This window comes from Enterobacter sp. EC_50 (genome assembly GCF_019584525.1).
Lineage (GTDB): Bacteria > Pseudomonadota > Gammaproteobacteria > Enterobacterales > Enterobacteriaceae > Enterobacter > Enterobacter roggenkampii.
Genome location: NZ_VDAF01000009.1, coordinates 89237 through 103604, shown reverse-complemented (window position 1 = coordinate 103604; position 14368 = coordinate 89237). Strand labels below are relative to the sequence as shown.

Sequence of the window (14368 nt, the reverse complement as noted above, 5' to 3'; positions counted from 1 at the left end):
ACTGACCAATATATTATACGGGAGTTTTGTTATGTCTCACACTATCGACCTGACGCTGGACGGCCTCTCCTGCGGCCACTGCGTCAAACGCGTTAAAGAAAGCCTGGAACAGCGTCCTGACGTTGAAAGCGCTGAAGTGACTATCGACCATGCCGCCGTGACCGGCAGCGCCAGCGCCGACGCGCTGATTGATACCATCAAACAGGCCGGTTACGGGGCGGAGTTAAGCCACCCAAAGGCTAAACCGCTGGCAGAGTCATCATCCCCGTCGGAAGCACTGACAGCGGCCACTCCTGAGCTTCCGGCAGCGGATGATATTGATGACAGCCAACAGCTGCTGATCAACGGCATGAGCTGCGCCAGCTGCGTCTCCCGGGTACAAAACGCCCTGCAGGCGGTACCGGGCGTCGCGCAGGCACGGGTGAATCTTGCGGAGCGTACTGCGCTGGTGATGGGCAGCGCCTCCGCCGCAGAATTAGTGCAGGCCGTTGAAAAAGCGGGCTACGGCGCGGAGGCCATCGAAGATGATGCCGAACGCCGCGAGCGCCAGCAGGAAACGGCTATCGCCACCATGAAGCGCTTCCGCTGGCAGGCGATTGTCGCCCTGCTGGTGGGTATTCCGGTGATGGTGTGGGGCATGATGGGTGACAACATGATGGTCACCGACGACAACCGCACGCTGTGGCTGGTGATTGGTCTGATTACCCTTGCGGTGATGGTGTTTGCAGGCGGGCATTTCTATACCAGCGCCTGGAAGAGCCTGAAAAACCGCACCGCGACGATGGATACCCTGGTCGCCCTCGGGACCGGCGCGGCGTGGCTCTATTCCATGAGCGTGAACGTCTGGCCCCAGTGGTTCCCGATGGAAGCGCGGCATCTCTATTATGAAGCGAGCGCGATGATTATCGGCCTGATCAACTTAGGCCATATGCTGGAAGCCCGCGCCCGTCAGCGTTCCTCGAAAGCGCTGGAAAGATTGCTTGATTTAACCCCGCCGACGGCCCGCGTGGTCACGGACGAGGGGGAAAAGAGCGTTCCATTGGCCGAGGTTCAGCCCGGCATGACGCTGCGTCTGACCACCGGCGACCGCGTTCCCGTTGACGGTAAGATAAGCCAGGGCGAAGCCTGGCTGGATGAAGCGATGCTGACCGGGGAGCCTATTCCCCAGCAGAAATCCGACGGCGACGCCGTGCATGCCGGTACGGTCGTGCAGGACGGCAGCGTGCTGTTCACCGCCAGCGCCGTCGGCAGCCACACCACGCTGTCGCGTATTATCCGCATGGTGCGCCAGGCGCAAAGCAGCAAGCCGGAGATTGGCCAGCTTGCTGACAAAATCTCGGCCATTTTTGTGCCGGTGGTGGTCGGCATTGCCCTGCTAAGCTCGGCGATCTGGTACTTCTTCGGCCCCGCGCCGCAGATTGTGTATACCCTGGTGATCGCCACCACGGTGCTGATCATCGCCTGTCCTTGCGCCCTTGGACTGGCGACGCCGATGTCGATTATCTCCGGCGTAGGGCGCGCGGCCGAATTTGGCGTACTGGTGCGGGACGCGGACGCGCTGCAGCGGGCCAGCACCCTCGACACGCTGGTGTTTGATAAAACCGGCACGCTGACGGAAGGCAAACCGAAGGTGGTCGCCGTCACGACCGCAGGCATTGCCGAAGAGGAGGCGCTGCGTCTCGCCGCCGCGCTGGAGCAAGGCTCAAGCCATCCGCTGGCGCGCGCTATTCTCGATAAAGCCAATGCGTCTGCCCTGCCGCAGGTGAGCAACTTCCGCACCCTGCGCGGGCTCGGCGTGAGCGGTGAGGCAGAAGGCCACGCGCTGCTGCTGGGCAACCAGGCGTTGCTCAATGAAAACGGTATTGATACCGCCGCGCTGGAAAACGAGCTGAAGGCGCAGGCGTCTCAGGGCGCTACCCCGGTTCTGCTGGCGGTGGACGGCAAAGCTGCCGCGCTGCTGGCCGTGCGCGATCCGCTTCGCCAGGACAGCGTGGACGCCTTACAGCGCCTGCACCGTGCGGGCTACCGTCTGGTGATGCTGACCGGGGATAACCCGAACACCGCCAACGCCATCGCGAAAGAAGCCGGTATTGATGAGGTGATTGCGGGCGTACTGCCGGATGGCAAAGCGGACGCCATTAAAAACCTGCAACGCCAGGACCGTCAGGTGGCAATGGTCGGCGACGGCATCAACGATGCCCCGGCGCTGGCCCAGGCGGATGTGGGGATCGCGATGGGCGGCGGCAGCGACGTGGCCATCGAAACCGCGGCCATTACGCTGATGCGCCACAGCCTGATGGGCGTGGCCGATGCGCTGGCCATTTCGAAAGCCACGCTGCGCAACATGAAGCAGAACCTGCTGGGGGCGTTTATCTATAACTCACTCGGTATCCCAATCGCGGCCGGTATTTTGTGGCCGCTGACCGGTACGCTGCTGAACCCGGTGGTCGCGGGCGCGGCGATGGCGCTCTCCTCCATCACCGTGGTCAGCAACGCCAACCGGCTGTTGCGGTTTAAACCGAAGGATTGAACCTTGTACCCGTACGCGCTAGCATGAACCTTTCCGTTTATGGAGCGCGTATGGGTCTGTTTCATCGTATAAAAACATCGTTTCGCGCCCTTTTCCCTCGCCGTTACGCCTGGCCCGGTCTGGATATCTCGCTTCCCGGCGGGCAACACCTGCACCTGGTCGGCAGTATCCATATGGGCACGCAGGGTATGTCACCTCTGCCGCCCGGTCTGATAAAGCGCCTGAAGCGCGCCGACGCGCTGGTCGTCGAGGCGGACATCTCGGGCCATGAGTCACCGTTTGCCGGGCTTGAAAGCGATCTCCCGCTGGCGGAACGTCTGAATGAGGCCCAGCTCGCGGAACTGACGCGCGTCGCCGAGGAAACCGGCGTATCGCTCTCCATGATTGACACTCTGCCGCTGTGGCAAATCGCAATGGTATTACAGGCCACGCAGGCCCAGCGTCTGGGGCTGCGGGGTGATTACGGCATTGATTACCAGCTGCTGAACGTGGCGCGGGCGCGCCGTATGCCGATCATCGAACTGGAAGGTACGGACAGCCAGATTGCGCTCCTGCGAGAGCTTCCCGACGACGGTCTGATGCTGCTGGATGATACCCTCACCCACTGGCACACCAACGCACGCCTGCTGCAGACCATGATTGGCTGGTGGCTGGATACACCGCCCGCGGACGGCAGGCTGGCGTTACCGTCGACGTTCAGTGAATCGCTGTATGATGTGCTGATGAATGCGCGTAACAAAGCCTGGCGAGAGACGCTGCATGCTCTGCCAGCGGGGGAATACGTGGTGGCGGTTGGGGCGTTACATTTATACGGCGAAGGGAATTTGCCGTCGTTGCTGAAATAAAAAAATGGCCAATATCTCTATTGGCCCGTCAAAGAGGAATTTCATCGTTTTTATTATACCGAAGTGACCTTCGGCTGAGCCGATTGTCGCTCAAAGTGACCATCACTGCCAACACTATTGCGCAAGATGGTGCTATTTTTTAGACAAACGTCAGGCGTATGCTGGCTGCATGAATTGTCTGTCGTAAGAAGGATAGCTATGACTCCCGCCGTTAAATTACTTGAAAAAAACAACATTTCTTTCCGGATCCACACCTACGATCACGATCCGAATGAAACCAACTTTGGTGATGAAGTGGTGCGTAAGCTGGGGCTGAACGCGGACCAGGTCTATAAAACGCTGCTGGTGGCGGTTAACGGCGATATGAAGCACCTCGCCGTGGCGGTGACTCCCGTGGCGGGACAGCTGGATCTGAAGAAGGTCGCTAAAGCGCTGGGGGCGAAGAAGGTGGATATGGCGGATCCGATGGTGGCGCAGCGCACCACGGGCTACCTGGTGGGCGGCATCAGCCCGCTCGGGCAGAAAAAACGCCTGCCGACGCTGATCGATGCCCCTTCACAGGAATTTGAGACCATCTATATTTCCGGCGGCAAGCGCGGGCTGGATATTGAGCTGGCCGCGGGCGACCTGGCGAAAATGCTGGACGCGAAGTTTGCGGATATTGCGCGACGGGATTGAGAAAATTGCCCGGTGGCGCTGCGCTTACCGGGCCTACGATTCGAATGTAGGCCGGGTAAGGCGAAGCCGCCACCCGGCAACACAACCGCACTACTGCCAGCTCACCTCACCTTTCGGCTCATACGCATTCACGTCAATCGGCGAATTCTGCTCGATATACTGCTTCAGCACTTCTGCATCGATAAAGCCGGTGTTCACGTATCCCGGTTTATTATCAATATGCGGATAGCCGTCGCCGCCGGTGGCGTTAAAGCTTAACGTCGCCAGACGGTAGGTTTTCGCCGGGTCAACCGGTTCGCCTTTGATCTTCAGGTCGTTAAGCTTGCCGTCTTTCGCTACGAAGCTCACGTTGGCAAACTGCGGATAGGCCCCGGAATCCGGCTTCATCTGCGCCACGGCGGTCAGGTAGTCAATGACCTCTTTCCCGCTCATGTCGGCATAAACCACCACGTTACCGAACGGCTGCACCTTCAGAACGTCTTTATAGGTGATGTTTCCACCTTCGATGGAATCACGAATGCCGCCGCCGCTCATCACGCCAAAATCAGCCCCGGTGCGCGCCATTTGCGCCGCCAGCACCAGGTGCCCCATGTTGGTCTGCACGAAGCGAACTTTGCTGCGGTCCCCCTCCAGACGACCGTTCAGCGTGCCGATTTTCACGTCCAGCTGCGCCTTGCCTTTGTTCTGGAACGGCGTCAGCAGGGAGAGCATCTGCTGGTTTTCTGGAATCTCTGGGGTGTAAAGTACGCGCTCGCTTTTCCCGTCCGGGTAGGTGACCTTCTTCTTCAGGTTGACCGGAATGAGCTGATAATGAACCAGCTTCATCTCGCCGTTCCGGAACTCGAAGTCCGCCCGGCCTACGTATTTGCCCCACTCGTGCGCCTGCACAATCCAGATACCGTTCTGACGGTCTGGCGCACACGGCGTGCCCGGCACGTAGTCCACCTGCTTTTTATTCTCGGATGCCATGCAGACCGGATCCTGTGAGTGACCACCCACAATCATCGCCAGCGAGCCCGCCGGCAGGCTGCGCGCCATCTCCACGTCGCCCGGCGCATTGGAGCCGTGCTCACCGTTGTCGTAGTGCCCCATGTGCGTGGTGGCGATAATCACGTCCGGCTTTTCGTTTTGCTGCAGCTCCTGAATCACCAGCTTCGCTTCGTCTGCCGGTTTGCGGAATTCGATATCGGTGAAGAACTCAGGGTTGCCAATTTTCGCCGTATCGTCGGTGGTTAAGCCGATGACCGCGATCTTCAGATCCTGACGCTTAAACAGCGCCCACGGCTTGAACAGGCGTTCGCCGGTGCTTTTCTGGTAAATGTTGGCGGAGAGGAACGGGAATTTGGCCCATTTCTCCTGCTGACGCAGGACGCTCAGCGGATTATCAAACTCATGGTTACCGACGGCCATCGCGTCGTAGCCAATCAGGTTCATGCCGCGGAAATCGGGCTCGGCGTCCTGCAAATCGGATTCCGGCACGCCGGTATTGATATCGCCTCCCGACAGCAGCAGCACGCTGCCGCCCTGGGCTGCCACCTCTTTACGAATGCCGTCCACCAGCGTTTTTTGCGCCGACAGGCCATATTCGCCGTATTCACTGCGCCAGAAATGACCGTGGTGATCGTTGGTATGCAGAATAGTGATTTTATAGGTTTTGTCTTTTTCATACGCCTGCACGGGCAGGCTTACCAGCCCCCACGCCGCGATGAGCGCCAGCGCGACGCCCCGCTTCATTAACTTCATCTTCTCTCTCCCTGACCAATAGACAAAGGCAGAAATTACAGTGACTAATAAGAATAGACAAATAAGTTTTCAGAATTGCGACTTTCTTCAAATGTCCCGGGCGGGTATGTTAGTCGGATAATAATTACACCCTGCATCGCTAATAACTCAAGACGTGGTAATTCTCTCTATGGCAATCAGTGACTCAACCCAGCCCGTTCCGGGTGCGCCGACGTCGCGCACCTCCTTTAAAGTCTTAGGCGCAATCAGTCTCTCGCACCTGCTCAACGATATGATCCAGTCGTTGATTCTGGCAATTTACCCGCTGCTGCAGTCCGAATTTTCGTTAACCTTTGTGCAGATTGGGATGATCACCCTGACCTTCCAGCTGGCTTCCTCTCTGCTGCAGCCGGTGGTGGGCTACTGGACGGATAAATATCCTATGCCGTGGTCGCTGCCCATAGGCATGTGCTTTACCCTAAGCGGGCTGGTGCTGCTGGCCATGGCCGGAAGTTTTGAAGCCGTGCTGATTGCCGCCGCACTGGTAGGCACCGGCTCGTCCGTTTTCCATCCGGAGTCTTCCCGCGTGGCGCGTATGGCGTCCGGCGGGCGTCACGGGCTGGCGCAGTCCCTCTTCCAGGTAGGCGGTAACTTTGGTAGCTCTCTCGGCCCGCTGCTGGCCGCGGTGATCATCGCGCCGTACGGTAAGGGCAACGTGGCGTGGTTTGTGCTGGCCGCGCTGCTGGCGATTATCGTGCTGGCGCAGATTAGCCGCTGGTATGCCGCTCAGCATCGGGTGAATAAAGGAAAACCTAAAGCGAAGGTTATCAACCCCCTGCCGCGCAATAAGGTTATCCTGGCGGTTGCCGTCCTGCTGGTGCTGATTTTCTCGAAATACTTCTATATGGCGAGCATCAGCAGCTATTACACCTTTTATCTGATGCAAAAATTCGGATTATCGGTACAAAACGCGCAGATCCACCTGTTTGCCTTCCTGTTCGCGGTGGCCGCAGGGACGGTAATTGGCGGGCCGGTGGGCGATAAGATTGGCCGTAAATATGTCATTTGGGGCTCTATCCTCGGCGTAGCGCCTTTTACCCTCATTTTGCCGTACGCCAGCCTTGAATGGACGGGGATTTTGACCGTGATTATTGGTTTTATTCTCGCCTCCGCGTTTTCCGCCATTCTGGTTTATGCCCAGGAGCTGCTGCCCGGACGTATCGGTATGGTTTCCGGACTGTTTTTCGGTTTCGCCTTCGGCATGGGCGGGCTGGGTGCAGCGGTGTTAGGGATGGTTGCGGATCACACCAGCATCTTCCTGGTTTATAAAATCTGCGCTTTCCTGCCACTTCTTGGCATGTTGACCATATTCCTGCCTGATAACCGCCATAAAGCGTGAATTACGGGTAGCTAAACTTATGCTTTAGCTACCTGATACCCTTATACCATAAGGGTTTCCTCTTCATCCCCGCGCTGAATTTATCAAAATGCGCTTTTTTACGTGCATATTGCTTTTTTATTCAAACTTCAACAATTATTCATAAACATAAGGGTAAAAATTGTCATAAACTATTACCTGGTTTTTTGGTATTCACGCCAAAAATGGAACACTCACCACGAAAGGAGACGGAATGCACCACGCCACACCGCTTATCACCACCATTGTTGGTGGACTTGTGCTCGCTTTTATTCTCGGCATGATTGCCAATAAGCTGCGTATTTCTCCTCTTGTCGGCTATCTGCTGGCAGGTGTGCTGGCGGGACCGTTTACGCCAGGTTTTGTTGCTGATACCAAACTGGCCCCTGAGCTGGCGGAATTGGGCGTGATTCTGCTGATGTTCGGCGTCGGCCTGCACTTCTCCCTGAAGGATTTGATGGCGGTAAAGTCGATTGCCATACCGGGAGCGATCGCCCAGATAGGGGTGGCGACGCTGCTTGGGATGGCGCTTTCGGCCGTGCTGGGCTGGTCGCTGATGACCGGTATCGTATTTGGGCTGTGTCTTTCAACCGCCAGTACCGTGGTGCTGCTGCGCGCGCTTGAGGAGAGACAGCTGATAGACAGCCAGCGCGGGCAGATCGCGATAGGCTGGCTGATTGTGGAAGATCTGGTGATGGTCCTGACGCTGGTGCTGCTGCCCGCCGTCGCCGGCATGATGGAAAAAGACAATATCGGCTTCGCCTCGCTGGCGCTGGATATGAGCATCACCATCGGGAAGGTGGTGGCGTTTATCGCCATCATGATGCTGGTGGGTCGCCGTCTGGTGCCGTGGATCATGTCCCGCAGTGCGGCGACCGGATCCCGCGAACTGTTTACCCTCTCCGTGCTGGCGCTGGCGCTCGGTATCGCCTTTGGCGCCGTTGAGCTGTTTGATGTCTCCTTCGCGCTGGGCGCGTTCTTTGCCGGGATGGTGCTGAACGAATCCGAGCTGAGCCACCGCGCCGCACACGACACCCTGCCGCTGCGCGACGCCTTTGCCGTGCTGTTCTTCGTCTCCGTCGGGATGCTGTTTGACCCGCTTATTCTGATCCAGCAGCCGCTGGCCGTGCTGGGCACGCTGGCGATCATTATCTTTGGTAAGTCGCTCGCCGCCTTCTTCCTGGTGCGAATGTTCGGCCACTCTCCGCGGACGGCGCTGACCATTGCCGCCAGCCTGGCGCAGATTGGCGAGTTCGCCTTTATTCTGGCCGGTCTGGGCATGGCCCTTAACCTGCTGCCGCAGGCCGGACAAAACCTGGTGCTGGCGGGGGCGATCCTGTCAATTATGCTGAACCCGGTGCTGTTTGCCCTGCTGGAAAAATACCTCGATAAAACCGAAACGCTGGAAGAGCAGACGCTGGAAGAGGCCATCGAAGAAGAGAAGCAGATCCCGGTCGATATTTGCAATCACGCTCTGCTGGTCGGCTTTGGCCGCGTCGGCAGCCTGCTTGGCGAGAAGCTGATGGCGCAGGGCATTCCGCTGGTGGTAATTGAAACGTCACGCACCCGCGTTGACGAGCTGCGCGAGCGCGGTATTCGTGCGGTGCTGGGCAATGCGGCGAACGAAGAGATCATGGAGCTGGCGCATCTGGACTGCGCCCGCTGGCTGCTGCTGACCATTCCCAACGGCTATGAGGCGGGTGAGATTGTCGCCTCCGCGCGCGCGAAGTGTCCAAACATTGAGATTATCGCCCGGGCGCACTACGACGACGAGGTAGATTACATTACCGAGCGCGGTGCGGATAAGGTGGTGATGGGCGAGCGCGAGATTGCGAATACGATGCTGACGCTGCTGGAAAAACCGCCGGTTGAAGAGGCGGTGACGGGGTAGGTTTTGAGTGGCCTGATGCCCTCACCCTGGCCCTCTCCCACAGGGAGAGGGAACAAACACTAAAAACGGCAACCACAGGTTGCCGTTTTGCTTTTACCTGTCCCAGTACGCCTCTTCGAGGCTGTCTTCCCGTTCCGGCAGGCCACGCGTTAAGCGCGGTGAGTGCTGGTTCAGCACCTGATAGCTTACGCGGTTGGCGTACTTGCATACCTGCGCCAGCGACGAATAGGTCAGCCAGCTGAACTTGTGCTTGCTGGAATTTGGCACGTTGGTTTTGTGGTAGGCGTTAGCGGTGATGTCGTGCAGCAGCGCGGCCAGCGCGCCGTCGCCCGCGCCGTTGGTGTTCATGATCTTCTCCGGCCCGCCCATATACGGGGCGATGTGCGAGTAGATACGCAGCGGATTAACACAGTCTTTAAAACGCATGCCGCGGCTGAACTCGTACTGGTTGAACTCGGCAATCGCGCCGGGCAGCAGCGGGTGCTGGGTTTTGCGTTTGCTCTCTTCTTCGGTGAAGCCAGCCATATACAGCCCAACCGGACCCGCGGTGCAGAGCACCAGATCCACCCAGTCCAGCGCTTTGTCAGACGCCAGCAGCGGATCGCTTTCATCGGTCAGCGCTTCGGCCTCCTCTTCGTTCATCGCCAGAATCGAGACGTGCTCTTTCAGGAAGGCCTGCCACCATTCAGGATTATCGGCGATCACGAATTTGGTCCCCAGCGTTAGAACGACGGGCACGTCGTACTTCTTCGCGTACTCAATCGCCTTCATGGTCGCTTCCGGCATCGGCTCGCCCGGCTTGCAGCGCACCAGGTAGGAGGTCAGCACCAGCGCCGAGGCGCCCGCGATCACCTCTTCGGGAATGCTTTCCGCGCGCAGCTTGTTCATGTGGCCCGGGCTGATGGCAAAGGTCCGCTCGCCGGATTCACCGATCAGCGTAAAGCAGCGGCCAATCGGCCCGTCGACGCCCTGGAGATAGTTCAGATCGGTACGGCTGGAGGTGTTGCACAGGTAGCGATAGGCGTAGCCACCGATTTCGATATTGCTGCACATTACGCCGAGCAGGACAGAGCGGTCGTCCGCCAGCACGGAGTAGTTGTGCATGGTGTTGCCGATGGTGCCGCCGGCGAACTGATGGGTAATCAGGTTTTCGCGCACCAGCTCCTGGTACAGCGCTTCGGCAACATCATCTTCAATCACCAGCGAGTGACCGGCGCTCAGACCGTAACGGGCGACAAACGCATCATCCACTTTCGCTTCAATGTCCACCAGCGTCTGGTCGATACCCACGACCCACGCCGCGCTGGTTTCATTTTCTGGCTGGATTTGCTGCAGGAGCGGATCGCGGGCATCCACGGGGAAGTAGTGTTTGGATTTGCGTTTACCGGGAAATTTCATGGTCTGAACTGTACGAAGAATATGGGCCGGGAATGGTAGCACAAACCCGGCCCGGAGTGCGATCAGCGACCGTTCGTTACCAGCGAGACCATCATGTCGATATGCTCAGGGGAGTCGTTAAGCGCCGGAATGTACTCGTACTTTTCGCCGCCAGCCTCCAGGAAAAATTCCCGGTTTTGCACCGCGATCTCCTCCAGCGTCTCCAGACAGTCTGCCGAGAAGCCCGGCGACATCACCTGAATGTGCTTCACGCCCTTCTCACCCAGCATTTTGAGGGTTTCATCGGTATACGGCGTCAGCCACGGCTCGCGGCCGAAGCGCGACTGGAAGGTCATCATCACCTTCTCCGGCGGCAGGCCGAGGGCGGAAACCAGCTCGCGGGTGGTATCGCGGCAGCGCTGCGGGTAATCATCCCCTTCATTGGCGAAACGCTGCGGGATGCCGTGATAGGAGAGCAGCAGCAGATCCGGCTCGCCGTGTTTTTCAAACGACGCGCGCGCGCTGTTGGCGAGCGCCTTGATGTACAGCTCGTTATCCGCGTAGTCGCGAATAAAGGTTACGCCCGGAATGCGGCGGCGGGTCGCCAGAATGCGCGCCAGCTCGTCCCAGACGGCGGCCACCGTCGAGCAGGAGTACTGCGGGTAGAGCGCCAGCACGACGATATGGTCCACGCCCTGCGCCAGCAGCGAGTCCACCGCGCTTTCCAGTGACGGTTTGCCGTAGCTCATGCCGAGCGCGACGGGCATCTCCGGCAGGCGGGCGGCCAGCGCCTTCTCCTGACGACGGCTGTAGACCATCAGCGGCGAGCCCTCTTCCATCCAGACGGACTGATAGAGTTTGGCGACGCGCGGAGAACGGATCGGCAGAATGACGCCACGCAGCAGCGGCCACCACAGCAGTCGCGGAAAATCCACGACGCGCGTGTCGCTTAAAAATTGTCGCAGGTAGCGTTTTACCGCGTCTGATGTAGGTGCTTCTGGAGTGCCCAGATTGGCAAGCAGGATGCCGGTTTTCGCCTGACTCATTCACGCCTCTTAACCATTTGAATGGTTGTCAATTGTAGCGGAAATGCGTTTAAACGAAACCCATTGCTGTAATAGGTAAGATGAGAATTCTTCTCACCCGGTGGCCCGGGTGAGAGAGATGCGATTAGCCGAGGATTTTTTCCAGCTCAGCACGCACGTCAGCCACGGCTTTGGTGCCGTCAACTTTGGCGTATTTGGTGTTACCCGCCTGCGCTTCTTTGGTGTAGTAGCCGATCAGCGGCGCAGTCATCTGATGGTATTCCACCAGGCGCTTACGCACGGTCTCTTCCTGATCGTCTTTACGGGTGGTCAGCTCTTCGCCGGTCACGTCGTCTTTGCCTTCAACCTTAGGTGGGTTGAATTTGATGTGGTAAACGCGGCCAGAGGCAGCGTGTACGCGACGGCCAACGATACGGTCAACGATCAGCTCGTCCGGTACGTCGAACTCCAGAACGTAGTCCACGTTGATGCCCGCTTCCTTCATGGCGTCAGCCTGAGGAATGGTACGTGGGAAGCCGTCCAGCAGGAAACCGTTACGGCAGTCTTCCTGAGCAATGCGCTCTTTGACCAGAGCAATGACCAGCTCGTCGGTCACCAGCTTGCCTGCGTCCATGATGTCTTTCGCCTGTTTACCCAGCTCGGAGCCAGATTTAACAGCGGCGCGCAGCATATCACCGGTGGAGATTTGCGGAATACCGTATTTCTCCATGATGAACTGAGCCTGAGTTCCTTTACCCGCGCCCGGAGCGCCAAGCAGAATAATACGCATTGCGAAAATCCCCTCAAAAGTCGTTTCAATTTTTCAAAAGCGCTAAACAATACCACCAGAACGGGCATCGCTCAAGGAAGGCAGGAAGGCTGAAACGGTTAATGGGGGGAGATAATTTGGGATAGTGCGGTCTGGTGCCCTCACCCTGGCCCTCTCCCTCGGGGAGAGGGAGAAGACCAGGAGATGCGTGGTCAGTTACGCCAGCAGCAGCGCATTCACACGTTTAATGAAGAGGTTAGGATCTTCCAGCGTGCCGCGTTCGGCCAGCAGGGACTGATCCAGCAGGAGTTCAACCCACTCGGCAAAGCGGGCGTCGTCCTGGGTATCCGCCGCGCGTTTCACCAGCGGGTGATCCGGATTAAGCTCAAAGATATATTTCACTTCCGGTACCGCCTGGCCCGCCGCGGCGAACAGCTTCGCCATCTGGGTGCTCATTTCGTCGGCATCGGTGGTGACAATGGCCGGAGTGTCGGTCAGACGATGCGTGAAGCGCACCTCTTTCACGCGGTCGCCCAGCAGGGTTTTCACGCGCTCAATGAACGGCTCCAGCGCCTTCTCGGCTTCTTTCGCATTTTCATCCACTTCATCTGCCAGCTTGTCGATGGACTCATCGGCTTTGGCAACGGACTGGAACGCCTTACCGTCGAACTCGGTCAGGTAGTTCATCATCCACTCGTCGATGCGGTCGGAAAGCAGCAGCACTTCGATGCCTTTCTTACGCAGCAGCTCCAGGTGCGGGCTGCTCTTCGCCGCGGCGTAGCTGTCGGCGGTGATGTAGTAGATCTTCTCCTGCCCTTCTTTCATGCGGGAGATGTACTCTTCCAGCGATACGGTCTGCGCGGAGGAGTCGGTGTGCGTAGAAGCAAAGCGCAGCAGTTTGGCGATGGTTTCAACGTTCGCCATGTCTTCAGCCGGGCCTTCTTTCAGCACCAGACCGAACTGTTTCCAGAAGGTCTGGTATTTTTCCGCATCGTCTTTCGCCAGTTTTTCCAGCATCTGCAGCGCACGTTTGGTCAGGGCGTTGCGCAGGTTACGGGTGACGGTGCTGTCCTGCAGAATTTCGCGGGAGACGTTCAGCGGCAGATCGTTGGAATCGATCAGGCCGCGCACAAAGCGCAGATAGTTCGGCATGAACTGCTCGGCGTCGTCCATGATGAATACGCGCTGCACGTACAGCTTCAGGCCATGCTTGTGATCGCGGTTCCACATGTCCCACGGCGCCTGTGCCGGGATGTACAGCAGGCTGGTGTACTCCTGCTTACCTTCCACACGGTTGTGGCTCCAGGTCAGCGGGTCGGTAAAGTCGTGGGCGATGTGCTTGTAGAATTCGTTGTACTCGTCGTCTTTAATCTCAGACTTGTTGCGCGTCCACAGCGCCTGCGCCTTGTTGATTTTCTCCCAGGAAACCACGGTTTCACCGTCTTTCTCTTCCTGTTTTTCAATCTCTACCGGCAGCGCGATGTGATCGGAGTACTTGCTGATGATGGAGCGCACGCGCCAGTCGTTCAGGAAATCATCTTCCCCTTCACGCAGGTGCAGGGTGATTTCGGTGCCGCGGTCCGCTTTGGTGATGTCATCAACGGTGTATTCGCCTTCCCCTTTGGATTCCCACAGCACGCCATTCTCGGCGCTGTCGCCTGCCGCACGGGTGCGCACGGTGACTTTATCCGCCACGATGAACGCCGAGTAGAAACCGACGCCGAACTGGCCGATCAGCTGGCTGTCTTTCGCCTGGTCAGAGCCCATGGACTCCAGGAACGCCTTGGTGCCGGATTTCGCGATGGTCCCGAGGTGGTCGATCACCTCGTCGCGGTTCATCCCGATGCCGTTATCGGCGATGGTCAGGGTGCGGTTCTCTTTATTAAACGAGACGCGCACGCGCAGCTCGCCGTCGCCTTCGTACAGATCCGGGTTAGACAGCGCGCGGAAGCGCAGCTTGTCCGCCGCATCCGAGGCGTTGGAAATCAGCTCACGCAGGAAAATTTCTTTGTTGGAATACAGGGAATGGATCATCAGGTGCAGAAGCTGTTTTACTTCTGACTGGAAACCACGGGTTTCTTGTCCTTTCATCTATGTCGACCTCAACAATGCCA

Annotated in this window: 10 protein-coding genes; 5 read left to right on the top strand and 5 right to left on the bottom strand. The window is 58.2% G+C overall.

Going from position 1 to position 14368, the window contains the following annotated elements; all coding sequences use genetic code 11:
- Positions 1–31 precede the first annotated feature (31 nt).
- The 3 genes from copA to ybaK all read left to right on the top strand — a co-directional run bounded on the left by copA (position 32) and on the right by ybaK (position 4053).
- The gene (copA, locus tag FHC48_RS09595; protein ID WP_059364407.1) at positions 32–2530 is read left to right on the top strand and encodes a copper-exporting P-type ATPase CopA; all 2499 of its coding nucleotides are present in this window, start codon (positions 32–34) and stop codon (positions 2528–2530) included.
- A gap of 50 nt (positions 2531–2580) precedes the next feature.
- Positions 2581–3375 carry a TraB/GumN family protein gene (locus FHC48_RS09590; protein WP_059364408.1) on the top strand — a complete coding sequence of 265 codons (795 nt, stop codon included), beginning with the start codon at positions 2581–2583 and terminating at the stop codon, positions 3373–3375.
- Between the two features lie 198 nt (positions 3376–3573).
- Positions 3574–4053: a Cys-tRNA(Pro)/Cys-tRNA(Cys) deacylase YbaK gene (ybaK, locus tag FHC48_RS09585; protein WP_021241623.1), complete on the top strand. Its 480-nt coding sequence runs from the start codon at positions 3574–3576 to the stop codon at positions 4051–4053.
- Between the two features lie 90 nt (positions 4054–4143).
- On the opposite strand, the gene ushA is transcribed toward ybaK, so the two are convergent.
- Entirely contained in the window at positions 4144–5796 is a 1653-nt protein-coding gene (ushA, locus tag FHC48_RS09580) for a bifunctional UDP-sugar hydrolase/5'-nucleotidase UshA (protein WP_023326816.1), read from the bottom strand.
- Positions 5797–5965: 169 nt separating this feature from the next.
- Here ushA and FHC48_RS09575 point away from each other — a divergent pair, with 169 nt between their 5' ends.
- The gene (locus FHC48_RS09575; RefSeq protein ID WP_023326815.1) at positions 5966–7174 is read left to right on the top strand and encodes an MFS transporter; all 1209 of its coding nucleotides are present in this window, start codon (positions 5966–5968) and stop codon (positions 7172–7174) included.
- A gap of 232 nt (positions 7175–7406) precedes the next feature.
- Positions 7407–9083: a YbaL family putative K(+) efflux transporter gene (ybaL, locus tag FHC48_RS09570; RefSeq protein ID WP_008499303.1), complete on the top strand. Its 1677-nt coding sequence runs from the start codon at positions 7407–7409 to the stop codon at positions 9081–9083.
- A 93-nt stretch (positions 9084–9176) separates the two neighbouring features.
- On the opposite strand, the gene FHC48_RS09565 is transcribed toward ybaL, so the two are convergent.
- From FHC48_RS09565 to htpG, 4 genes are all read right to left on the bottom strand, one after another.
- Entirely contained in the window at positions 9177–10481 is a 1305-nt protein-coding gene (locus FHC48_RS09565) for an inosine/guanosine kinase (protein ID WP_059364411.1), read from the bottom strand.
- A 62-nt stretch (positions 10482–10543) separates the two neighbouring features.
- Entirely contained in the window at positions 10544–11506 is a 963-nt protein-coding gene (gene hemH / locus FHC48_RS09560; protein ID WP_023343508.1) for a ferrochelatase, read from the bottom strand.
- A gap of 124 nt (positions 11507–11630) precedes the next feature.
- Positions 11631–12275, bottom strand: coding sequence for an adenylate kinase (gene adk / locus FHC48_RS09555; RefSeq protein WP_006809841.1), 645 nt, complete (start codon positions 12273–12275; stop codon positions 11631–11633).
- Between the two features lie 195 nt (positions 12276–12470).
- Complete coding sequence (htpG, locus tag FHC48_RS09550) at positions 12471–14345, bottom strand: molecular chaperone HtpG (RefSeq protein ID WP_021241627.1); 1875 nt, start codon at positions 14343–14345, stop codon at positions 12471–12473.
- Positions 14346–14368: the final 23 nt, after the last annotated feature.